We start from the raw sequence: 22235 nt of genomic DNA on the forward strand, positions 1-22235 counted from the left end.
CTATAAGGATTAGTAAGATGAAGAAATTAAGCCTCCTTATCCTCGCAGGCGCACTGGCCACTACCGGTTGTCAGCAGCAAAACGCCAAGCCGCAGAATGCGGACCAGAAAGCCGATCAGCAATCCGCACAATCCACCAAAGATCAACGCACGCAAACCGTGACCGAAGGCGCGGTTGTCGGCGCCACTCTGGGTGCAGTGACCGGCGCACTGGTGGATAAGGACAAACGCGGACGCGGCGCACTGGTCGGCGCAGCGGCGGGCGGCCTGATGGGCGGTCTGTTAGGCAGCCACGTGCAGGACAAGCGCGAAGAAGCCATCTCCCAGGAAGACACTCTGGACGTGATGATCGCCAAGTCCACGGCGCAGCGTGAATACGCGCTGGACACCAGAAACAACCTGCAGAAAGAAATCGAGTCCATCGAAAAAGAAATCGCTCAAGTCAAAAAGACCAAAGTGTCCAACCAGAACAAAAAGCTGGTGTACGCCAAGCAGAATGAGCGTCTGCAAAAAGTATCCGCAGAAAACGCCGGCCAGATCGAAGTGCTGGAAGACTATCATCAGCACCTGGTGACCAAGTTCGACGCCATGCTGGCGGAAAACCCGGCCCCGACTCCTGAAAAGGACGCGCTGCAGAAAGAAATCGTCGCCCTGACTGACGCTATCCGCTCCATGCGCGTGCAGGAAGAGCAGTTGGCGGCCATCCAGCAGAACCTGATCTAATCTCAGGCCGTACAAGGAGAAGCGCGTATGACTTTGCGAACTCTGTCAGCCGGCCTGATCGCCGCGTCCTTCCTGTTGGGAGGATGCGCGCATCAGCCGAATACGGACAACAATCCCCGCAAAGGCGGCTTCTTTGAAGGCCTGTACGGGGTCTACGGCGGCGACTATGAAGCGCGTAAGGTCGGCAAGGAACGTGAGCTGGGCGAGGTGAATGCGGAGACGGCGGAAGTCGAAGCCGGCAACCGTAAACTTGAAATGACCAAAGCCGAGCGCACGGCGGCGCTTAAGATTCAGCGCGCAGAGTTGAACAAACTGAGAAAGCAATTGGACAAGGCTTCCAACAACCTGTCCGCGCTCAAGCAAAAGGTGAACGCGCAGGAATCCAGCAAGCAGGAGCTGCAGGACAAAGTCGCCGAGCTGGAGTACGCCATGAACAACCTGAAGGTGAAGCTTGGCCGCGCCGAAGTCGGCAGCGAAGTGATGTCGGCGGAGGACATGGGCGCGTTGGAGAGACAGCGCGACAATCTGCTGGATGAATATCAGCTGCTGCAGGAACGCGCGGACCTTCAATTGCAATGATCCCGGGAAGACGCACTGCGCTTCCATGCCTGATGTTAGCGGCCGCCTGCGCTTCTGCGGCGGCCGCTTCTCTCGACACTATCGTCAAAGAAAACTGGTATGCAAGCGACGCCGCTAAGGCGCTCTTATTACAGGAGCGCAAAGACCTGGCGCGGCTGCTGCCATTGCTGGACCCCTATGGACTGGTGATTCCCCCGGAGCGGGCGCGACGCGGACTGGGCGGCGTGGAATTCGCCCTCGGACGCCAGCGTCTGGTGTATCCGCTTCCTGGCGGCGGACTGGAACAGGCGGGCGTTGAACAACCTTTTTTTTTGCTTAACCCTGACGCCGCCAGGTCTGACAGCAAAGTTGTCACGGTCGAAGGGCGCTGGCCCGACAGCTCCGAGAGCTGGACGCGTCAAGTGCGGGTAGAGCCAATCACCGCGCCGGATATGATCCTGGACGCCGGGCAAAGAACTCTAACCCTGTTTCGCATTGACGCACGCTCCACCCGAGCGGTGATCAATCGCCTCAGCGCCAGACTGGCGGACGGGTTCACTCTGGACTTGCGTTATTGTCAGGGCGGCGATTTATACGAGACCATCGACATCCTGTCTGATTGGCTGCCTGAAGATAACAAAGTGGCGGAGTTGATCGCCGCCAATGGCGAAGAGTACGAGTACTTCACGCAAAAAACCGGAAACAGACTTCCCGCTCCCGGCGTTATTCTGCAAAGCGAATTGACCGCCAGCGCATGCGAAGTCCTGGCCGGAGCGCTGACCGCCTATCTTGAGGTTCCAGTCGCCGGCGCGCCTTCCTATGGCAAATGCTGGTCCCAGCAGGAATTCATGCTGGATGACGGCAACCGTTTGCATTTGACCACCCACTATTACTCCTACGCGCCGGACTTTGAATGTCGCGGCGCGGGAATCCCGGTAAACAAGATCATTCCTGCATCACAACGTTTTCTTCCTGCTGCGGCGCTCAAGGAATTGCCGCAGCGGGAAGACTGACGCTCAGTTTTCAGCCAGGGTTCGAAATTGTTGCTGAGGCAGGGGCGTTTTCAGCGCGTCCTGGCCTGCAAATGAGCGTTTCTGCCGATAGTGCAATCCGGCGGCTCGCCAACGTCGCAGGAATTCGTCAATGATGTCGGGATGACTTCCCAGGTGAAGTCGCACATAAGGAGCCGGGGCCTGTTGATTGAATAGCGACGCGCATAACATCGTGCCGGTGGCGTAGAACAGGTCGTCGCGGAAACGATCAATGCCGTCGGCTTCCTTTTGGTAGACCTCCGGCACGGCGAATATCATGTAAGAGGTGGACGGACCGATGCAGACCTCATCTTGCGGCCAGCCCAAATGCGTCGTCAGATACTGTTTTACGCGCTCTTTCTGTCGTGCGTACTGCAGCCCGGTCTCTACGGTCCAATCGGCGGCGTCTTGCGTCGCCAACCAGGCGCACATGACTTCCGCGTTGTGGGTGTTGCAGTGATAGCGATTGATCCAGGATTCGCGGGCCAACTGACGCAGTAGCAGAGGAGAGGTGGTGATCGCCGCCACGCCCATGGTGTTGCAGCTGAATTGCTTGCCGAAGGGGCGGGTGGCGACCCAGCGTTCGAACATGCCGGAGCGGACCAGTGCATTTTCTCCTCCCTTGAAATCAAAAGCTTTCAGTAGCGACTTCAAGTGATTCACTACAGGCGTTCTGGGGTCGTGTACGTTGAAGTAGGCGTCGTCCAGCAGCAGGTAAGCGGATTCCTCTGCGCACACTTGCAACAGATGTTCCGTCACATCTGTCGGCCACTGCATGCCGGTAGGGTTGTGTTGCGGGTTGCTCACGATGAGCGAGATGCGTCGGCTTTGCCGTCCGCGCAGGTCGCTGATAATGTCTTTCCACTCTGACAGATCAGGCAGCCAACCATGTTGTGGCCGGATGGGCAGATAAACCACCTCAAAACCCACGTCTTTGAAAATCCCCCTGTAGTCCCAGCTGGGAGTGGGGACCAGCGCTACTGGCGTCGCTTCGGGCCAGCGGGATTTGAATTGCCGATGCGCGACTTTCGCCAGATCGTACATGGCCATGCGTGTCGTCATCGCCAGACAGCCTACATCGATACGTCCCGCAAAGCCGTGTTGCAGCGAATGCAGATCATGCTCCGCGACAATCAGGCGATGCAGAAAGTCGCGGTGCCGTTGAATGCCGTAACCGCACTCTGCATAGCCCATATCCTCCGGCCTGAAGGTGAATTGATTAATAAAATCCAGGAAGGCCGGGCAGACCCCGTTCCAATGCTCTCCCTTCACGGCGTACAGCGGCGGGCCGTGAGGCTCTCCGGCGTCAAGATACCGGTGATACAGCTGTTGCTCAGGAGAGCATTGCCGTAATTGCACGGAATCATTGCGCAGGTGATCCGCCGCAGCGCGAATGTGCCGGCGCATAAACGGCGTGTGTAAGGGGGGAGCGGGAATTTCGGAATGGTCGGAAGTAGAATGATCGGACGTGAAAGGGGTGTCTTGCCGCTCAAATGTGCGTGACATATCGAACCTCCATTTCTAACAACTGCATAGTAAAGTTTAGTTTTTCGCCGCAGGGCGTCCATTGGGCGGTCAAATTATTCCTCATTGGAATTGCCGCTGCATTGATTTCAGTGTTATGTTTTCCCCCATGAACCACATCAATCTTTTTTCGACCACCCGCACCACCACCAACTGGCTTGGAGGGTAGTGCGCGTCTAAAGAAAAAGGACCCTCCGAGCGAGAGCCGGAGGGTTTTTTTTCGCCTTCTTGTTTTCGTTTCGGGGCCTGAATCTGTACTGAAAACGAAGCCGTAGGAGGCGACACATGAAAAACCATCGCGATATCGCAGAAGAACTCGACTTATTTCATTCAGAAGCGCAGGGGCCAGGCATGGCGTTCTGGCATCCCCGGGGCTGGCGCATGTTCCGTACTGTAAAAAACCATATTCGCGCCGCTTATGAAGCCGAAAGCTTTCAGGAAGTGGCCACGCCGCAGTTTCTGAAAAGGGAGTTGTGGGAAACTTCCGGGCATTGGGAAAAATACGCCGATGACATGTTCGTCGGCGCCGGGTTTGGCGAAGAGCCGGAGTACGCGCTAAAGCCCATGTCCTGTCCGGCGCATATTCTGCTCTATAAACGGGGCGTGCGCAGTTACAAGTCTCTGCCATTGCGTTTGTTCGAATTTGGCTTGGTGCACCGTAATGAACGCTCCGGCGCGTTGAACGGTTTGATGCGTCTGCGTCAATTCACTCAGGATGACGCTCACGTTTTCTGTCGCTGGGATCAAGTAAGTCAGGAAATTCAGGCGTTCTTGCGCAGAGCGGAGCGCGTGTATGCGGATTACGGATATGGACGCCCTCAAGTGTTCATATCCACGCGTCCGCAGCGGGACTATTTCGGCGCGCCTGAAGACTGGGAGCGGGCGGAACTCATGCTGGCGGAAGCGTGCGCGGCGGCCAGCGCGGAGTTTGTCCGGCAGGAAGGCGAGGGCGCATTCTACGGTCCCAAAATTGAGCTGGCGCTGAAAGACGGGCAGGGGCGTCAATGGCAGATGGGCACTATCCAGCTGGACTTCAATATGCCGGAGCGCTTTGATCTGCATTATATCGACGCAGCAGGCGAGCGGCGCAGGCCGGTGATTCTGCATCAGGCGGTGTATGGCTCCATTGAGCGCTGGATCGGTGTGCTGCTGGAGACTTATCAGGCGGCCCTGCCGGCCTGGGTGCATCCGCAGCCGGTGGTATTAGCCTCAGTGGGGCAAGACGCTGTCGCCTATTGCGAAAGCGTTGGCGAATTATTAAGGCGTCACGGCGTTCCAGTGGAGATGGATCTGGCCAATGACTCTCTGGCGAAAAAAATGAAAGTGCTGAGACGTTATAAAACGCCTCTGGTGCTGATCGCCGGCGCACAGGAAATGGCGAACGACTCCATTGTGGTGCGTCGACGTGGCGGTGAGCAGGCGCTGGCGTCTCGGGATGAGCTCGTTGCAATAGTGAGGGAGGCGCTGTCAGTCGCTGACTGTGGGGATGTTTCTGTAAGCGAGTCCACTATAGAGGCTGCGTATGCAGAGTAGTGAGAGAATGAGACGGCTCACGCCGTCCCATTACTTTGAGGTATAGCGTCTGGACTCTGGACTACTGTGGGACGCCGAATACGCGGAACTCCAGCAAACTGGTCCAGTCGCCCTCATAGACATTGGCGTCGTTGACGCGGATGCGCACATAGCGCCCCTCTGCATCGACTTCATCGCGGTTGGGCGCGTCGATGCTTCCCGGCGTGACGTTATCGTTGCGGTCCACGATTTGCGTCCAGGGCCCCGCCGCGGCGTTGCTGACTTCCACGACATAGTGGTAAGCGCGATCTTTGTAGGCGACCAGTTCTAACGCGTCGATTCGCGCGTCAGAACCCAGGTCCACGGTCAGCGTCTGTGGAAAATACTTCGCTGACCAACGTGTTTCCACATCGCCGTCTACGGCGCGGCTGCAGCCGTTGCCGTCTTCCTGATCGGTGCAGGAAACCGGCTTGCCCTGGGCGAGGTTAATCGCGGTTGTCGCGCCGCCGTCGGTAGGCGGTTCGCCCCCGGCGGGCGCGCCGAATTCAATTTTATCCAGATCCGGCGCCCAGGCGCTGGCGTTATAGAAGCGTATGACATTGTCCCCCGCGTTGAGGAACAGGCTGTCCTCGTAGGTCTTGATCTTACTCCAGCCGCCGGAATTCAGGGCGGCGGAATCCTCTCCTGCATGATTGACGCTCCAATATAAAGTCCGGGTATCGCCGGAGGTGAAGTGCAGCGTCATAGGATAGTAATCGGCGCTTTTGGCGTTGATATTGAACTCCGCCCAGTTGTCGCCGTTACCGATGTAGCCCAGGCCTTTACCGCCGGACATAAAGGATTTCGACAGGACTTTGGTCTGGCCATGCAGCCCGGCGGTCTCCGCTTCTATGGCGGTGACGTCGGGCTCGCCGTCGCCAGGTCCATCCCCTGGGCATTGGTCGTCGCCCTCGGCGATGCAGAAGTCGTTAAACAGCACCTTCTCGTCACGCAGGGAGGACTTGTTGGTGAGGCTGCGATAAATGCCCCACTTGGGGCGGACGAAAGGTTTGTCGTTGAGCCACATATCGATGTCATTGGAACTCCAGGACATCAGCTCAAGACCATCGCGCAGGCGCGTGATGCGGATATTGTATGTTCCATGATCGTCGAAGCGGGAGGTTTCGATGACCTCCACCCATTCGCCCATAAAAGGCTCCAGGTCCACGGTTTTAACCTTGCCAAGACTGACGCTGTCCGAGTTATGTATGAGCTCCATTTTATTGGGGCTGCCGGCGCGGGGCGTGAGCGTCATCAACGGCATGCCGCCGCCGTCCCCTTTGATCTGGTGAACGTGAGTGAAACTTTTAGACGGCTGAAAGCCTGAGTCCAGCTTGAAATTCCATCTGTAAGTATGTGTTTCTCCTAGAGTTCCTTTGAGATTGTCAGGCGAAGAGGAAGCGGTTTTCACCTCTGTGCGCTGACGGTCGCTGTTGATGCAGCGATCGTCGTCTTCGTCGACATGAGCCAGAAAGGCGAAGACGTGGGTGTTCAGCTCGGCATTCCACTCCTCTGCGATATGCCTGCCGGCATGGCCGCAGTCCGGGGTTTCAGGATCGGCGCCGAGTTGTTCGGAGAAGAGTTCATAAGTATCGCCGGGACCGTTCGCGGATACCGTGACGGAGGCCTCGGCGATGGATACGGCGCTGGCCAGAGCCGTCAAGGCGAAGGACGCCGCCAGGGCGGAGGCGGATGAGCGCCACGGTTTGCGAACGACGGCGCAGGGCGGCGTCGGGATAGGGGGGACGGTGGAGGTGTTCATAGGTAGTTCCTTCCTGCTGTTCTTATATCCGGGCGGTTTAGGCGGCAGTACGGATGAGTTCCGTCATCAATGAAAATCATGGCGCACTGCGGCGAAACAACAAGAGTGTAAAAAGATGACGGCTGCTCCAATACCCTGGATGGCCTAAGGAGTAGGTGATACTTCGTTTGGAATAAGCCTTATCTGTTTGCTTAATATATTTTAAAACAATCTATTACGATTGTTTCTTAATGTGATTTGGTGAAGTTGGGAGGGCTATCGTCCTCTCCCAAAGTGTTCCCAAATGCAAGTCGGCGGATCAGGGCGCTGACCTGAATTCAGTCGATGGGCAGAGGTCCATGTTCTTTCACCGAGCGAATGGCGAAACTGCTGTCGATGTTGTTGACAGCGGGCAAGCTTTGCAGCCGGCGCACCCAGCGTTCGTAACCCGGCAGATCGGCGCTGACCACTTGCAGCAAATAGTCGAAAGGGCCTGATACGGTATGGCAATTCACCACCTCGTCCATGTTGCGCACCTTTTCTTCGAAATCGGCTACTACGGACTCAGTATGCCGGCTCAAACGGACATGCACGAAGATGGTGACGCCCAGGCCCAATTTGATCCTGTCTAACTGCGCCCGATAGGTTTGTATCAGGCCGCTTTCCTCCAGGTGTCTCACGCGTCGGGCGCAAGGGGAGGCGGACAGGCCGACTTTATCCGCCAGTTGCGCGGTGGTCAGGCGGGCGTCCTGTTGCAGCAGGTCCAATAACTGTCGGTCTATCCGGTCAAGATTTGCTCTTTGCATGAAAAATGGCTCTAAACGCTAAGAAATGAATATATATTAGCTGAATCAGCTAAATGTGCGCTATCTGCCCGTGAAAGTTGCCAGTTTTCGCCTCTTAATTTCAATGATAATGGGGAAAACAACTAACGAGGCATCCCTATGTCCGCCAGTGCGTCCATTAACGCTCACTCAGAAGCGTCCCTGACCCGAGTCACCCCGATACTGTCCGATTCGAAGCAAAAATTGCTGGGTTATGGAGCCGCTTGTCTTACTGTGTTGATCTGGTCCAGTTATTTCCTGTCCCTGAAGTTTGGCGCGCTGTCGCCCCTGGGCATTTTCGATCTCGCCTTATTCCGCTTCTGTATTCCCGGTCTTATCCTGACGCCTTTGTTGATCAAGCGCCGACATCGCATTCTGGCGGCGCCCAAACTTTATCTGCTGGGCGTCATGTTGGGGGCGGGGCTGCCGTTCTTTCTGTTGAGCGCCGCCGCCATGGGCTGGGCCCCGGTGGCGGACGGCAGCACATTGATTCCGGGCGCTGCGCCGCTGTTCGTGACCGGTATGGCGGTGTTGATCTTCAAAGAGCCTCTGTCTGTCTGGCGCCGCTATGGGCTGCTGGCGGTGGCGGTGGGCGCCTCCTGTTTTCTCTATTCCTCTTTATCCAATCCTTCCGGCGACCTGTGGCGCGGCCATGTTCTGTTCTTATTCTGTAGCGCCATGTGGGCGGTATTTACGATTTCCGTACGTCAAAGCGGCTTGAAGCCCTTGGAGGCGGCGGCGGTGGTAACGACGCCGAATGCGGCGCTGCTGTTGATCTGGGCGCTGTGGAGCCAGCCGGAGTTGGCCTGGAGCAGCTTGCCCGTCATGGAGTTAACGGCGCAGATGCTGGTGCAAGGCATTGGAGTAGGGCTGGGAGCGGGCTTTCTGTATAGCTTTGCGATCTCGCGACTGGGCGCTGAAATTACCTCCGCCATTGGCTCTATGACCCCTGTTTGCGCCACGTTGCTGGCCGCGGTTTTGTTACAGGAAAGCGTCGAATTTGCTTCCCTGTTGGGACTGGGCTTGGTAACCTCAGGCGTCATTTGCGCCAGCGGCCTGCTGAACCGGGAGAAAGCCTGAGCAGGCTAAGCGGCGGCGCCGAAAATCACTGGATTTCCAACGTCAATCACTCTGTCAGATGGAGTAAAAAACATGTTCGAGCGTTTAAGCGCCCCCAAACAGGACCCGATCCTGTCCATCAGCGTTGCATTCAAGGAAGACCCCCGACCCAACAAGATCGATCTGGGCATCGGCGTATACCGCAACAGCGAGGGGCAAACGCCGATCATGGCCGCCGTGCGCGAAGCGCAACTGGTGTTGGCGAACACGCAACAATCGAAGAGCTACGTCGGTCTGGCGGGGGACGAAGTCTTTAACAAGGCGATGGTCGACCTGCTGTTGCAGGGAACCAAATTGCACAGCCGCGCTGCGGGCGTGCAGACGCCAGGCGCCAGCGGCGCGTTGCGTATGCTGGCGGATCTGCTGAAACAGGCGCGCCCGGACGCCACCGTGTGGATCAGCTCGCCCAGTTACGTGAATCACCGCCCGGTGATGGAAGCGGCGGGTCTGACTGTCAAAGAGTACCCGTACTTTATCGCCGAAACCAAAGCGGTGGACGAAGCCGCTATGCTGGCCCAGGTCGAGCAACTGGGCGAAAGCGATGTGTTGCTGCTGCATGGTTGCTGTCACAACCCCACCGGCGCGGATATTTCCCTGGACGCCTGGAAACGCATTGCGGAACTGGCCAACTCAAAAGGATTCCTGCCGTTTGTGGATATCGCCTATCAGGGCTTCGGCGACGGCCTGATGGAAGACGCCGCTGGTTTGCGCATATTGGCGGACAGCGTGGAAGAGATGATTATCGCCACCTCCTGCTCGAAAAACTTCGGCCTCTATCGCGAGCGCACCGGCGCGGCCATCGTTATCGGCAAAACCATGGAAGAAACCATGAAGGCGCGGGGACGCATTCTGGAGATGGCGCGTTCCACTTACACGATGCCGCCGGATCACGGCGCGGCGATTGTGGCCATGATTTTGAATAATCCGCAGTTGAAGGAAACCTGGCTGACCGAACTGCAGGACATGAACGCGCGCATCAAGCGTCTGCGTGAGCAGTTGGCGTCAGCATTCCAGGCCGCCACCGGCAGTGATCGGTTCGACTATTTCAAACGCCATAAAGGCATGTTCTCCGTCACCAGTCTCAGCGATGAGCAGATCGCTACGCTGCGCCAGGAACATGGCGTGTATCTGGTCGGCGGTGGTCGCTTGAATGTGGCGGGGCTGAAAGAAAGCGACATCGACGCGGTGGTGAAAGCCTTTATCGCCGTCGGCGCTTGAGAGTCAGACTTAGCGTCACTTCATAAAACTTAGCGTTACTTCCTGAAAAAGCCCCGCGTGGATGGGCGCGCGGGGCTTTAAGGCATCCTGCCGGTCTAACGTAGTTAAGGCCGCCTTTGATCGGCTGATCCTGTCACTACGCCGATTCCCTTTCATCTTGAAACGAACGCCAGATCGGGAGCGGGTCAGGGTAGTTCACCCAGACTTTTTCCCCTTGCGCCAGTTCCTCATCCGTCAGCAGACAAGCATCGAGTTCGCTGCGCAGTCGGTCCCAGTCGATTCCCTGACCGATAAACACCAGTTCCTGGCGGCGATCGCCATAAGGCTCCAGCCAGTTGTTGCGAATCAGGCGCAGAGACTCTTCATCCTGTGGCCAGTACTCTTGCGGCGCGCCCGCCCAAAACAGACCTGCATAGCTGTAGCGCATCACGCCGCCGGCTTGAGACCAGCCGCCTGCTTCATAAGGGCGACTGGCGAGCCAGAAGTATCCTTTGGAACGCAACAGGCGGCCATTATTCCACTCCCGCTCCAAAAACTGATGGAAGCGCTGGGGATGGAAAGGACGGCGCGCCCGATAACTGATGCTGCCGATACCGTACTCTTCGGTTTCCGGCGTATGCTCGCCGCGCAGTTCCTGCAGCCAGCCCGGCGCGCGGGCGGCTCTTTCGAAATCGAATCTGCCAGTGTTTAAAACTTTAGACAGCGGCGTCTGTCCCATCAAGGCGGGAACGATATCCGCTTCGGGATTGAGCTTGCGCAGTACGGAAAACAGCTCTTCCCGCTCCGCCTGACTGATCAGGTCAAGCTTGCTTACTACCAGCACGTCGCTGAACTCGATCTGGTCCACCAGCAGTTCGGCGACATTGCGTTCGTCCTCGGCGCCCAGGGACTCGCCGACTTCCTGCAATGTCTCGGCGTTTTCATAGTCACGCATGAAATTGACGCCATCCACTACCGTAACCAGAGTGTCCAGACGGGCGATGTCCGCCAGGCTCACGCCATGCTCATCCCGAAACGTAAATGTCTCGGCCACCGGCAGAGGTTCAGATACGCCTGTGGATTCGATGACCAGGTAATCGAAACGGTTTTCCCTGGCCAGGCGGGAAACCTCCTGCAACAAATCTTCACGCAGAGTGCAGCAGATACAGCCATTGCTCATTTCCACCAGTTTCTCCTCCGCGCGATTCAGATTCACTTCGCGATTGACCTGGCTGGCGTCAATGTTGATTTCACTCATGTCGTTAACGATGACCGCGACTTTGAGGCCGTCCCGGTTTTGCAGAATATGGTTGAGCAGGGTGGTTTTTCCTGCGCCGAGAAATCCCGACAGCACGGTCACAGGCAATTTACGCATGGTATGGCTCCTAGAAGAATGAATGGCGTATTTTTTAAAATGTTATAACATAACAAAACGGCTAGTTTGTCAACAAAGATAAAACTCACAAAGAGAAACAAGAATGTCGGTCAAAATTTGTGCTTGTGTTTTATAATTATCAGCAGGACTGGCGTTATGAGAGGAACGCCTCTCCTGCAATCCAGCCCACCTTCTCTCCATGGCTATGTCGGAGCTTCAACAATGTCCCCTGTGAAAGTTTTCAAGCTCGTTGCGGCGCTTATGTTGAGCCTGCTGTTTTTGGCTGCGCCTGCTCATTCCGCTTGCTCCAAGTCGCTCGTCATCAATCAGGCGAATTGGAAGCCTTATATGTACGTGAAGGAAAACGGAGAACTTGCCGGTTTGGACTATGAACTGGTCAAAGCCATATTGGATCTCGCCGGCTGCGAATATACGTTCGTGCGCATCCCCTCCAAGCGGGCGTTGCTGGAGCTGGAGAAGGGGCGCGTGGACATGGTGGCGGGCGCTTCCATTACGCCGGAAAGGGAGATGTATGGGCGTTTCACCGTCAGCTACCGGGATGAAACCATGGTGATATTCGTCCGCAAGGAACAGCAGAATTACTTTCCCGCCTCTACCCTGAATGATTTGCTGAATAATCATCAACTGATCTTCGGCGCGGTGATCGGCGCCTATTATGGGGCGGAGTACGAGCTGCTGGATCACGCCTCGCTGGCGAAGAACAACCGCCTGATTCTGATGAAAGACAACGAACGGCTGCTGGATTTACTGGTGTTGAACCGCCTTGACGCAATCGCCGGAGACCGGGTCAGCTTAAGCGTGATGGCGAAAGCGCTGGGGATAGCGGATAAGGTAGCCATCCATGATCATCTGTTGAATCAGGATTTCGTACACTTTCTGCTCAGCAAAAAATCCACCACGCCTCAGGATCGGGAGGTGGTCAATACCGCGATTCAGACCTTTGTGAAGTCAGACGAGTACAAGTACATTCTCAGCCGCTACGGGCTGGAGCCATACACCCGTCCTGGCTCGGATAAAGTACTGCACGAGTTTTATCTGGATCAGCTAGAGAAGGTCGAACAGAACTAAAGCGGCGTTGCGGCGACTCCGCGCAGAGACGCGGAGTCTGTCGTTTCAGGCGGCGATGCGAATTTGACGACTTCTTCGCCGCGCTTATCAACGCCGGCGGTTTATGCGTAAATTGTTCCAGAACTGAGAGGCTGGGAGCGAGTAAAATCCGCTATAATTTTCTCGTCATCCGCGCCATTATGGCGGACAAAAAAGGATATCCCGGACAGGAAATATGAAAAAACATGGAACGCTTTTTTTCTTAGTCGTCTTTACCGCCATCATGGCCTTAATGGTTGGCGTTTACTGGCAGGAAATCGAACGCGGCGTCGACGCCAACGATACGCTCGCCCTGGGCGGCACCAAGATGAAATACAGGGAAACCCTGAAGGTGCTGCTGTGGAGAGGCTATATCCCAGACTCCGTGCATAAGAAAATTCAGCAGGATCTGAATATCAACATTGAGGTCACCACCTTTGATTCCGATGCGGAGTTCAAGAAGCATCTGAATCTTCACGGCAATGACGATAAGAACCCCAGCGATCCGGAAATTCCTTTCGATATCATCATGCCCACCGACTACATGGTGTTAAGTCTGGCGGAGAAAGGGCTGATTGAGAAAATCAACTATGACGAGATTCCCAACTACCGCAATATTGCGATGAATCTGCGACGGCAGGACTTCGCCAGAAGTTTGTTCGATTACTCGGTGCCTTATATCTACGGCAGTCTGGGCATTGGCTACAACTACTGGGAAATCGGCAATATTGTGTTTAACTGGAAGATGCTGTTCGAACCAAAGTCGAATACGTCCCTGAAAGGGTTGATTTCGATTTCCCCGGACGCCCGCATCAGTCTCGGCATCGCGTTGCTGGCGATGGGCAAGTCGCCCAACTCCCGCGATGAGGACGACGTAAAACAGGCGGGAGAGTATCTGAAAGAAGCCATCGCCAAGTATGACATCCGCATGATGAACTCCGGGATGGGGGATATGCTGGCGAGTCAGGATTTATTGCTGACCATGGCCTGGAGCGGCGAGATTGCGGAAGCCCTCAACGAAGATCCTGACGCGAGCGGCGTTAACAGTCTGGCGGCGAAGATTGTACGCTTTTCTTTGCCGGATGAAGGCGCACTGGTGTATTTCGACGCGCTGGCGATTCCCAATACCTCCACCAAGCAAGCGTTGGCGTTGAAATATATCAACAGCCTGCTTGATCCTTTTATATCGGCGGACGTCACCAATCATTCTTACTTCGCCACCGTCAATGAGCAGGCGGAGCCTTATGTGAAGACTGAAATCGTCAATGGCCCGGCTTATTTCCTGCCCACTAGCAGCGGCCCGGTGTTTATCCGGCAGTATCTGGGAGATGATGAAAAAATCTACGACACGGTATGGCGGGACGTCACGCGCTTTTACTTCGAGCATCTGCGCAAACAGAATTACTACAAGACCGAACGCAGTCAGCATCAACTCTGGAAATTCTGAAGCGGCGGGCGACCGTCAGTCGACGGCCACCCCGATCGCTTCCTGGCGCTGTTCTATGCCTTCCCCGAGATTCTTGGCGCTGGGCTTGGCGGATGAGGTAGAAGACAGGATCGCATTGGTGGGCGCGGACGGATCGCTGGTTCTGGTTTTGGGCGCAGGCGTTGTAAGAGGCGTCGAAATGTCTGACTGATCGACGCCAGCCCCTACCGATTTCACACTGGAGGCGAATACGGACGACAGATTCGAAATACCTACGGGTGCGTTTGTCGCCGCGGCGGTGGAGGCTTCGCCGCCGGTGTTTAGAATCAATGGCAGGCCGTCGGTGCCGCTGCCGCCTATCACCACCAGCTTGGCGTTGTTGGACTTGGCCAGCTCCAAGGTGGCGCGAATGCCCTGATAGCGCAGATATTCCGGCGTCAGACCTTCGTTGACGTTTTTCTGAAACTGCTGAATTCCCAGTGACTCAAACTGTTTACGCTGAATCTCCAACTGCTCGCGTTCCAGAATATAGGTGTACGCCAGGGCTTTTTGCTCTTCTTCCAGTTTGGTTTCTATGGCGGAGGCGACAGTATCCGGCAGATGAATTTCCTTGATCAGCAGGTCGTCCAGCACGATATGCCTTTGCTGCAGCTCGGTCAGCGCCATCAGCACAATGTTCTGAATGATGTTGCCCTGGGTGGCGTAAATGTCGTCCGGTTCATACTCGCCCAGCACGCGCCGGATAATCGCCTGGGTTTCCGGAATCACCACCCGGTCGATGTATTCCGGCCCCACGTATTCATGCAGCAGATACAGCGTCTTGCGATTGGGGGAGAAACGCACCGAGGCGCGCACCCGGATCAACAGGCCGTTTTTGCTGAGCACGGTGAAGATGGTTTCCCGCTGCTGCACCCGCACTTCGTATTTGTACATGATGTTGAACGGGTTGATGATATGCAGGCCGCCGCCGTAGACCCGCTGCTCCACGCCGTCATCGAAGCGCTTCCAGAGCACGCCTGCCTCACCGGGATAAATGTTGATGAAGATGCGGTGAAACAAATAGGCGACAAGAAACAGGATGATAAAAAACAACACGATGAGGGGGACCTTGGCGCGCCGCCAGAATGGCCGCCAGCGCGTCATAAATCTCTCTCTCCAGCGTTTATTTCCCTTACTGCTCATGGATGCCGTCGCATTCATACCCAAAAGTCCCTTCTTGAACCAAACGTCCGCTCTCTCCTGACGCTGGAGAGTTAGATGTGCAGACCAGGATTTGTGATTATTTTGCCCGCGTCGAGTTTGATCACCCGGTCGGCGACATCGAAATAATGATCGTCGTGGGTGGCCGCAATAATGGTTTTACCCTGCGCCTTCATCTCTGGAAGGATGGTCTCATAGAAATAGCGGCGGAAATCCGGGTCCTGGTCCGCCGCCCATTCATCGAAAACATAGATTTGCTTGTCTTCCAGCAGGGACACAATCAGCGCCATACGCTTTTTCTGCCCGGTGGACAGCTTGATGTCGCTGATTTCGTTATCCTTGATCTGACAACGCTCCGACAGCTTCATCAGCTCCAGCAGACGGCTCACCTTGCTGCGGTCTTTTACGTCCACGCCGTACAGATGTTTGAACAAATGGAAGTCGGAAAAGATAACGGAATACAGACTGCGGTACTGCAGCATGTTGTTGGCGTGCAGAGGCTGACCGTCCATCTGAATGCCGCCTTCGTCCGGTTTATACAGCGCTGTCAGCAACTTGAGGAAAGTGGACTTGCCGCTGCCGTTGCCGCCGACCATGAAGATGATCTCGCCGCGTTTGATCGTAAGATCGATAGGTCCGACGGTAAAGCCTTTGGCCTGTCCCGGACCAGGTAGTCCGTTTTCGTTGTAGCTGAACTTAAGGTGGTCGCAGCGGATTTCCTGGAACGGCGCTTCCTGATTCTGTGCGAGGGACTCCGCGTCGGAGAAGTGCTCCAGTTGGTCCGATTCGATGCTGCGCAAACCATCCAGTTCCGTTTCCAGACGTTGAATATTGACGATGGCCACGTTGCTTTTGGCGATCAGCGGCGCCACGCCGACGATTTCGCTCAAGGGACCAATGACGAACAACATGATGGCGGCCAGCTTGGGAATGCTCTCCGTGGAAGAGGCGCTGATCATCGGAATCAGAAAGATGACGGACGCCATCAGAATAAAAGTGAAGCTCTGAGTAAATACGTTGAGATTGTTGTACGCCAGGCCGGTTTCTATTTTCAGCGTTTCCATACTGTTGGAGAGCGGCAGTAAACGCTCCTGATAGAAACAGTTGCTTTTGGACGGGTTGATTTTCAGCTCCTTGAAGCCATCCAACAGTTCGCCGAGGGCGTCGAAATATTCATTCTGCTTTTCTGACGCCATATGCAGCTTGCGGTTCAGTACGCGCTGGCGGGCGAAGAAGTAAAACAGACAGAGCGAGGTGGTCAGCACGGTGAGGAGCAGGGCGGTGGTGGATACGTAGGCGATGAACATCAACGCAAATATCACCATTACAAAAGAGCCGATGGCGTTGATGATGAAAGGCGTATATTGGGATAGCGTCAGTGTCTCTGTATTCAGCACCGAATACATACGACCGCGGCCGACTTTTTCAAACGCGCGCAGATCCGTTTTGCGGATCTTATCGGCGATGCGGGTGCGGATGCGCTCCAGGACATGCTCCACCTGGGTGGTGTTGTAATTGAGGGTATAGCGCTTGCTGAGCCAGAATGCGGCCAGGGCCACGGCGAACATCAGCAGGTAGCGGAAGTTCAGTTCATGGGGGGCGGCGTGTTGTGCGGCGTGGATGACAATGACGGCGATGACGCCGTTGAGCATACCGCTGACCACCACCATCGCCAGCGCATAATAATTAAAGTCCGCGTGTTCCCGTTTAATAAAGTTCAAAAATTCCATATAACGCAGCGACCGCCCATGTCCGGGTGATAAGGGATTCTTTTTTTATTTCTGTCAGGCGGGTGCGGGGGGAAGAATAGATAGAGAGCGGACAAAGCCCTGTAAATACAGCATTTTTCCTGTTTATCGTTCACCCTTCCGTAGTGTGCGAAATCATTCTAGGAGCTTTGCGCCGATATTTCTAATATTTCCTGCACTTGCGGGCGCGGAAAAATATTTTATGAGATACCGCTACCGATTTTTTCCCGCTTAACTATACTTATCGCTGCCTTGCTCGCGCAGGGGGGCGTTCCGTCTGGTCCAAAATTTATGGAATGGACTGATTTACAAGGGGAAATTAATTCCTCCGGGGAAGCCCGTCCAGAGCAAGACGCAGCCCATCAGGGAGTACGACAAGGGCTGTCGCAGCCGCACGTAAGGGCGCCAAAAAACGTGCGGAGATAACCTCATATAACAACAAGATAAAAGTTGATAAGCGACATGGAAAAACTTGCTGACGTCGAGGCGTGTCCCGTTGATCGTCTGGATATCTCTCAAATCACCCCCCAACTGTTTCACTCTGAATACCGACGCAAAAGCCGTCCCCTGATCATTACCGGCGCCTTGAGCGACGCCAAAAACTGGTCCCTGGAGTTTATGTGTCGCGAAGTGGGCGATCGTAAATTTCCCGTGCGCTGCTACGGTCCCGGGCACTTCAATAAGCCCAAATCGGAATGGAGCAAGTACTGCGATTATCAGGAGATGAAACTTTCTGATTATGCGTTGCAACTGACCAGCGATTACGCGCGCAAGAACAATCATTATATGGGCCAGGTCGCCATCGGCGATACGCCGCTGGCCAATGTGCTGCGAGGGGCGCTGGGCAATATTTCCGAACGTTGCGATATGCAGAAAGCCACGGATATGTTCCTCTGGTTAGGCCCCAGCGGTCACACCGAACCGCTGCATTGGGATTGCGGGGAGGGCACGGTGCTGATGCTGCACGGCGCCAAGAAAGTGGTGCTGTTTCCGCCGGAGCAAAGTGAAAACCTGTATCCCTTTTCTCTCTATGGCAGTCCCGCTGCGCCCTGGTTCAGCAAAGTCTATGTGGCGAAGCCGGATTACGACGCTTACCCGAAACTGCGGGAAGCCATGAAACACAAAATCGAACTGGTGCTGCGCAAAGGCGAAGTGCTGTTCATTCCTGTGTACTGGTGGCATGAGCTGTCCAGCATCGGCAAGGATTTCTATACCTGCTCGGTCAATCGCTTCTGGCGGGTCAAGCCGTTCTCCCGTCTGACCAGCAATAAACTGGGACTGGCGCTGTACCTGTCCCAATTGGGTTTGATGACGGTCAATGGCGTGATTGACGGTCTGCGCAGACCCGCTGATGTGGTTTAGAGATAAGAGAGCGACGGATTTATCAGGACGATAGCCCCCGCGCATCGTCCCGCTTCGTCATATCTCCCGCCACACCCCCCAATAAAATCTCTTTCCAAGGAGATGCCTGTCATGAACAAGGAAAAGAGTTACGGCTTACAGTCCGAGATTGAGCGTCTGGATGCAGGGGACAGTGAAAGGTTCGCCGCGTTATGTCAGGAGTCATCGAAACCGGTGATTCTGACCGGAGGCGCGCTGGCGTGGCCGGCGTTGCAGAAATGGTCGCCGGATTACTTCCGACGACGCTTCGCCTCGCAACGAGTGCGTCCCTCCTTGCAGTTACCCGCATACGGCGCCCCTTATTTCAGCACCGAAAAGCATCACCGTCGGGAGATGTATCTGAGCGAGTTTGTCGACATTCTGGAATCGGGCGACGCCTGCTATGTCGACCAGACCGACGTACATTCTTTTATCGGTCTGGAGGAGGATTATCGCTATCAACAATTCATCCCGCCGGGGTTGAATTTCATCAGTCTCTGGATCGGCTCCAAGACTCGCTCGGGTCTGCACTACGACAATATGGACAACCTGTTCGTGCAGGTGTATGGGGAGAAAAAAGCGATCCTGCTGGCCCCCCGGGAAGCGCGTAACTTATACCCATTCGGCGACTGCATCTCCAAGAGTCGGGTGGACCCGGAACGTCCTGATCTGATGCATTATCCGCGCTTCGCCAAGGCGCAGACTCTGACGGCCCGCCTGCAGCCCGGCGATATTCTGTTTTTCCCCCGCGGCTGGTGGCATCACTTTTCGTCCGCCGGGCCGTCGATTTCATTGTCGTGCTGGTATGGCGCGCCGCTCACCATTGCAGAGCAGGCGCGGGGCGTGAATCTGGCGGGACGGCATTTATGGTTTCGCATCCTGCGCGATTTCCTCTGGCACGGCGTGTTAGGCCGCGCCTATAACCAGCGATTATTCAGTACGCCTCCTACCGGCAAGTTGTTGTATGACCTGCTGTTCGCACCCAAACGACTGACAAAAACCGAATAAAAACCGAATAAAGGAATGCTTATGTCTAAACCTATTTATGTGCTGGGAACCGGACTCTCCCATGACGGTTCAGCGTGCCTGTTGAAAGATGGCGAGGTGTGCGTGGCCATTGAGAAAGAGCGGATCACCCGCATCAAGCATGACGGTTTTTGCGACAGCGAGGCGATGCAATATTGTCTGGATGCCGAAGGCATCGGCTTCGACGATGTGGCGGTGGTGGTGCAGAACGCCAATTTCAGTAACTTTGATCGCGGTAACAAGATCTTTCACGGGCAGCCGCGAATCATCCCGGATCATGTCAAAACCGTCACCATTTCTCATCACATGGCGCATGCCTACAGTGTGGTGGGAACCAGCCCCTTTGACGACATGGCGGTACTGGTGATCGATGGTTGCGGCAGCAGTTGGGACGACTGTCTGGATCTCGACGGCGCCCAGGTGCCTGAGGTTCAACCCGGTGCTGATTTTAATCATCTGTTTTTCGAAAAGGACAGTTATTACCTGTATGAAAAGGGAAAACTGCGTCCGGTTTATAAAGATTTTTCTCCTTTTGGTTACTTTCTCAAGGGCTATTCCATGTGCCCGCCGACCACCAAACACTCCATCGGCGGGTTGTACTCCGGGGTAAGTCAGTATGTGTTTCAGGGCATGGAGGACCCGGGCAAACTGATGGGACTGGCGCCCTATGGACGTCCCGACGTCTATGATTTTCAGGCGTTCGACTGTCGCAACGGACGCGTGTTCGTCAACTATGACTGGATGAAGCATTTCGACCGGCCGCGGGTGCGCTATGAAGATCTGGCGGAGAATTTCGATTATTACGCGGATATCGCCTATTGGATGCAGCGGGAGATTGAACGCGCGCTCTTGTATCTGGTAAATCACCGCTTCGAACATCAACCCCACAAAAACCTGGGGTACGCTGGCGGCGTGGCGTTGAATGCGGTCGCCAACGCCAAGCTTCTGAAGCAAACAGGTTTTGAGGATTTCTATTTTCAACCGGCGGCGGCGGACAATGGACTGGCCATTGGCTGCGCCTATTACGGCTGGCTGGAAGTGTTGGGGCAGGAGCGGATCAAACACGACGCCTCGCCTTATTTCGGTAAGTCGTACGATGCGGAGCAACTGTATCCTGCGATGCAGGCGTATGCCGGAAAAATCAGCTATCGACGCCTGCCGGAGGACGAAGCAATCAACCGCACCGCGGAATTGCTGGCCGCCGGCAAAGTGGTCGCCTGGTTTGAAAAAGGCTCCGAATTCGGCCCGCGCGCTCTAGGGCATCGCAGTATCCTGGCGGACCCGCGCAATCCAGACATTCGCGAACACATTAATCGCAACGTTAAATTCCGCGAGGACTTCCGGCCGTTTGCGCCTTCCGTGCCGCTGGAAAAAGCCGGCGTCTATTTCGACTGCGACTATCCCAGCCCCTACATGATTCTGGTGGCGCCGACCCGGGAAGAGTGGAAAAAAGAAATCCCCGCCGTCGTCCACGCGGACGGCTCCGCCAGAGTGCAGACGGTGACTGAATCTGTATCCCCCAACTACTATCGACTGTTAAACAAATTTGGCGAACTGACCGGCGTCTCCGTCCTGCTCAACACCTCGTTCAACAAGAAAGGCATGCCCATCGTAGAAACCCCCAAAGAAGCCCTCGACTTCTTCATGGAATGCGCCCTCGACGCACTAGTCATCGACGGCTGCCTGATCGAAAAAACCGCCGTCGCCCAACAGACCCGCAAAGTGGACGAGAAAAAAGAGTGGGAAAAAGGCCTGGGCAGCCTGTACCCGGAAAATGTGGGGATTTGATCTAATAAACCGCTATTGAGCCTCGACAAAAATCCCCTGCGTAAGCGGGGGATTGCTATCTATGCTGTTAAGCTATTTCCCCACAAGCGCAGACTCATTTCTTTCCTATACTTAAACCACACAGCGCTAACCTCAGGCTCCCATAAAATCCCTGGGAGGTTAGCGATCATGCAACACACTGAAAAGAAAAAGCTTTTCACCGCAGTCAGAAAAAAGCCGCTCTTTAACATCACAAAACCCCCCAGGTTAGCGCAAACACGCCATTAACACCTTTGGAATCATTGGATTATAGTTAGACAGTCGCCTCCCACGCGGAGGCGTGGATTGAAACCACCGTACAAGCAACATGCCGTGGACTGAGCACAGGTCGCCTCCCACGCGGAGGCGTGGATTGAAACGTCGCCCCACCACGGCCAGCCGAAAAGGTTAGCCGGTCGCCTCCCACGCGGAGGCGTGGATTGAAACTTCAACGTCTCGCTGGTTAGCGCAATGAATACGGTCGCCTCCCACGCGGAGGCGTGGATTGAAACGACCGATATCACACAAATCACTGCACCTAACGTAGTCGCCTCCCACGCGGAGGCGTGGATTGAAACGGGCGACTCGCATGTGTGGTACTACAGAGGCAAGGGTCGCCTCCCACGCGGAGGCGTGGATTGAAACTCGATAACCTATAGCGGAGTGTGCGATGAGCGCAGGTCGCCTCCCACGCGGAGGCGTGGATTGAAACTGAACGTGATATGCGGACTCAGAGATGATCCGTGTCGCCTCCCACGCGGAGGCGTGGATTGAAACCAGCTTTGCGTTGTGGTATTTGATGATATTTTCAGGTCGCCTCCCACGCGGAGGCGTGGATTGAAACTTGCTACAACAGCTGGCTGGTCCATTCTTGTTGGGTCGCCTCCCACGCGGAGGCGT

The 22235-nt window shown here is 55.4% G+C and carries 16 protein-coding genes, 1 pseudogene and 1 CRISPR repeat array (1 of these 18 cut by a window edge); of the genes and pseudogenes, 11 read left to right on the forward strand and 6 right to left on the reverse strand.

Features of this window, described 5'->3' with window-relative positions:
* Positions 1 to 17: 17 nt before the first annotated feature.
* Genes HCH_RS32305 through HCH_RS12605 form a run of 3 tightly spaced genes read left to right on the forward strand, consistent with a single transcriptional unit; the run spans position 18 to position 2293 of the window.
* Complete coding sequence (locus HCH_RS32305) at positions 18 to 722, forward strand: glycine zipper domain-containing protein (RefSeq protein WP_011396637.1); 705 nt, start codon at positions 18 to 20, stop codon at positions 720 to 722.
* 27 nt (positions 723 to 749) lie between these two features.
* Entirely contained in the window at positions 750 to 1301 is a 552-nt protein-coding gene (locus HCH_RS12600) for a hypothetical protein (protein WP_011396638.1), read from the forward strand.
* The gene (locus tag HCH_RS12605; RefSeq protein WP_011396639.1) at positions 1298 to 2293 is read left to right on the forward strand and encodes a S41 family peptidase; all 996 of its coding nucleotides are present in this window, start codon (positions 1298 to 1300) and stop codon (positions 2291 to 2293) included. Before HCH_RS12600 ends, HCH_RS12605 begins: the two co-directional genes overlap by 4 nt.
* Before the next feature lie 3 nt (positions 2294 to 2296).
* On the opposite strand, the gene HCH_RS12610 is transcribed toward HCH_RS12605, so the two are convergent.
* Complete coding sequence (locus tag HCH_RS12610; protein WP_011396640.1) at positions 2297 to 3817, reverse strand: pyridoxal phosphate-dependent aminotransferase; 1521 nt, start codon at positions 3815 to 3817, stop codon at positions 2297 to 2299.
* 300 nt (positions 3818 to 4117) lie between these two features.
* Here HCH_RS12610 and thrS point away from each other — a divergent pair.
* Positions 4118 to 5368 (forward strand): annotated as a pseudogene (gene thrS, locus HCH_RS12620) (threonine--tRNA ligase); the annotation flags it as partial.
* Positions 5369 to 5429: 61 nt separating this feature from the next.
* On the opposite strand, the gene HCH_RS32310 reads toward thrS, so the two are convergent.
* Together HCH_RS32310 and HCH_RS12630 are read right to left on the reverse strand one after the other, a co-directional pair.
* Entirely contained in the window at positions 5430 to 7148 is a 1719-nt protein-coding gene (locus HCH_RS32310) for a discoidin domain-containing protein (protein WP_011396643.1), read from the reverse strand.
* 317 nt (positions 7149 to 7465) lie between these two features.
* A complete protein-coding gene (locus HCH_RS12630) occupies positions 7466 to 7933 on the reverse strand; it encodes an Lrp/AsnC family transcriptional regulator (protein WP_011396644.1) in 468 nt (155 codons plus the stop codon).
* Positions 7934 to 8071: 138 nt separating this feature from the next.
* Here HCH_RS12630 and HCH_RS12635 point away from each other — a divergent pair, with 138 nt between their 5' ends.
* On the forward strand, positions 8072 to 9031 hold the full coding sequence (locus tag HCH_RS12635; RefSeq protein ID WP_011396645.1) for a DMT family transporter: 960 nt from the start codon (positions 8072 to 8074) through the stop codon (positions 9029 to 9031).
* A 72-nt stretch (positions 9032 to 9103) separates the two neighbouring features.
* Positions 9104 to 10288: an aromatic amino acid transaminase gene (locus HCH_RS12640; protein ID WP_011396646.1), complete on the forward strand. Its 1185-nt coding sequence runs from the start codon at positions 9104 to 9106 to the stop codon at positions 10286 to 10288.
* Between the two features lie 136 nt (positions 10289 to 10424).
* Here the strand turns inward: HCH_RS12640 and zigA are convergent, their stop codons facing one another.
* Positions 10425 to 11642: a zinc metallochaperone GTPase ZigA gene (zigA, locus tag HCH_RS12645; protein ID WP_011396647.1), complete on the reverse strand. Its 1218-nt coding sequence runs from the start codon at positions 11640 to 11642 to the stop codon at positions 10425 to 10427.
* Between the two features lie 222 nt (positions 11643 to 11864).
* Between zigA and HCH_RS12650 the strand changes: the two genes are divergently transcribed.
* Together HCH_RS12650 and HCH_RS12655 are read left to right on the forward strand one after the other, a co-directional pair.
* Entirely contained in the window at positions 11865 to 12731 is an 867-nt protein-coding gene (locus HCH_RS12650; RefSeq protein ID WP_148212557.1) for a substrate-binding periplasmic protein, read from the forward strand.
* A 214-nt stretch (positions 12732 to 12945) separates the two neighbouring features.
* Positions 12946 to 14196: a polyamine ABC transporter substrate-binding protein gene (locus HCH_RS12655; RefSeq protein WP_011396649.1), complete on the forward strand. Its 1251-nt coding sequence runs from the start codon at positions 12946 to 12948 to the stop codon at positions 14194 to 14196.
* A gap of 15 nt (positions 14197 to 14211) precedes the next feature.
* Here the strand turns inward: HCH_RS12655 and HCH_RS12660 are convergent, their stop codons facing one another.
* Together HCH_RS12660 and HCH_RS12665 are read right to left on the reverse strand one after the other, a co-directional pair.
* On the reverse strand, positions 14212 to 15318 hold the full coding sequence (locus tag HCH_RS12660) for a prohibitin family protein (protein ID WP_049780940.1): 1107 nt from the start codon (positions 15316 to 15318) through the stop codon (positions 14212 to 14214).
* A gap of 110 nt (positions 15319 to 15428) precedes the next feature.
* Positions 15429 to 17105 (reverse strand): cyclic peptide export ABC transporter, encoded by a 1677-nt coding sequence (locus HCH_RS12665; RefSeq protein ID WP_011396651.1) that lies wholly within the window; start codon positions 17103 to 17105, stop codon positions 15429 to 15431.
* Between the two features lie 480 nt (positions 17106 to 17585).
* On the opposite strand from HCH_RS12665, the gene HCH_RS12670 reads away from it, so the two are divergent.
* The 3 genes from HCH_RS12670 (at position 17586) to HCH_RS12680 (ending at position 21317) form a co-directional block, all read left to right on the forward strand.
* Positions 17586 to 18485 (forward strand): cupin-like domain-containing protein, encoded by a 900-nt coding sequence (locus tag HCH_RS12670; protein ID WP_011396653.1) that lies wholly within the window; start codon positions 17586 to 17588, stop codon positions 18483 to 18485.
* A 111-nt stretch (positions 18486 to 18596) separates the two neighbouring features.
* Positions 18597 to 19511 (forward strand): cupin-like domain-containing protein, encoded by a 915-nt coding sequence (locus tag HCH_RS32315; RefSeq protein ID WP_011396654.1) that lies wholly within the window; start codon positions 18597 to 18599, stop codon positions 19509 to 19511.
* 21 nt (positions 19512 to 19532) lie between these two features.
* A complete protein-coding gene (locus tag HCH_RS12680; RefSeq protein ID WP_011396655.1) occupies positions 19533 to 21317 on the forward strand; it encodes a carbamoyltransferase family protein in 1785 nt (594 codons plus the stop codon).
* Between the two features lie 299 nt (positions 21318 to 21616).
* A CRISPR array of direct repeats spans positions 21617 to 22235; the repeat unit is 32 nt; unit sequence GTCGCCTCCCACGCGGAGGCGTGGATTGAAAC (it continues 1530 nt past the right edge of the window).

Source organism: Hahella chejuensis KCTC 2396, from assembly GCF_000012985.1.
Taxonomy (GTDB): domain Bacteria; phylum Pseudomonadota; class Gammaproteobacteria; order Pseudomonadales; family Oleiphilaceae; genus Hahella; species Hahella chejuensis.

Excerpts from the sequence above, each read along its gene's own strand:
- HCH_RS32305 (WP_011396637.1), top strand. The coding sequence starts at position 18 with ATGAAGAAATTAAGCCTCCTTATCCTCGCAGGCGCACTGGCCACTACC.
- HCH_RS12600 (WP_011396638.1), top strand. The coding sequence starts at position 750 with ATGACTTTGCGAACTCTGTCAGCCGGCCTGATCGCCGCGTCCTTCCTG.
- HCH_RS12605 (WP_011396639.1), top strand. The coding sequence starts at position 1,298 with ATGATCCCGGGAAGACGCACTGCGCTTCCATGCCTGATGTTAGCGGCC.
- HCH_RS12610 (WP_011396640.1), bottom strand. The coding sequence starts at position 3,817 with ATGTCACGCACATTTGAGCGGCAAGACACCCCTTTCACGTCCGATCAT.
- HCH_RS32310 (WP_011396643.1), bottom strand. The coding sequence starts at position 7,148 with ATGAACACCTCCACCGTCCCCCCTATCCCGACGCCGCCCTGCGCCGTC.
- HCH_RS12630 (WP_011396644.1), bottom strand. The coding sequence starts at position 7,933 with ATGCAAAGAGCAAATCTTGACCGGATAGACCGACAGTTATTGGACCTG.
- HCH_RS12635 (WP_011396645.1), top strand. The coding sequence starts at position 8,072 with ATGTCCGCCAGTGCGTCCATTAACGCTCACTCAGAAGCGTCCCTGACC.
- HCH_RS12640 (WP_011396646.1), top strand. The coding sequence starts at position 9,104 with ATGTTCGAGCGTTTAAGCGCCCCCAAACAGGACCCGATCCTGTCCATC.
- zigA (WP_011396647.1), bottom strand. The coding sequence starts at position 11,642 with ATGCGTAAATTGCCTGTGACCGTGCTGTCGGGATTTCTCGGCGCAGGA.
- HCH_RS12650 (WP_148212557.1), top strand. The coding sequence starts at position 11,865 with ATGTCCCCTGTGAAAGTTTTCAAGCTCGTTGCGGCGCTTATGTTGAGC.
- HCH_RS12655 (WP_011396649.1), top strand. The coding sequence starts at position 12,946 with ATGAAAAAACATGGAACGCTTTTTTTCTTAGTCGTCTTTACCGCCATC.
- HCH_RS12660 (WP_049780940.1), bottom strand. The coding sequence starts at position 15,318 with ATGACGCGCTGGCGGCCATTCTGGCGGCGCGCCAAGGTCCCCCTCATC.
- HCH_RS12665 (WP_011396651.1), bottom strand. The coding sequence starts at position 17,105 with ATGGAATTTTTGAACTTTATTAAACGGGAACACGCGGACTTTAATTAT.
- HCH_RS12670 (WP_011396653.1), top strand. The coding sequence starts at position 17,586 with ATGGAAAAACTTGCTGACGTCGAGGCGTGTCCCGTTGATCGTCTGGAT.
- HCH_RS32315 (WP_011396654.1), top strand. The coding sequence starts at position 18,597 with ATGAACAAGGAAAAGAGTTACGGCTTACAGTCCGAGATTGAGCGTCTG.
- HCH_RS12680 (WP_011396655.1), top strand. The coding sequence starts at position 19,533 with ATGTCTAAACCTATTTATGTGCTGGGAACCGGACTCTCCCATGACGGT.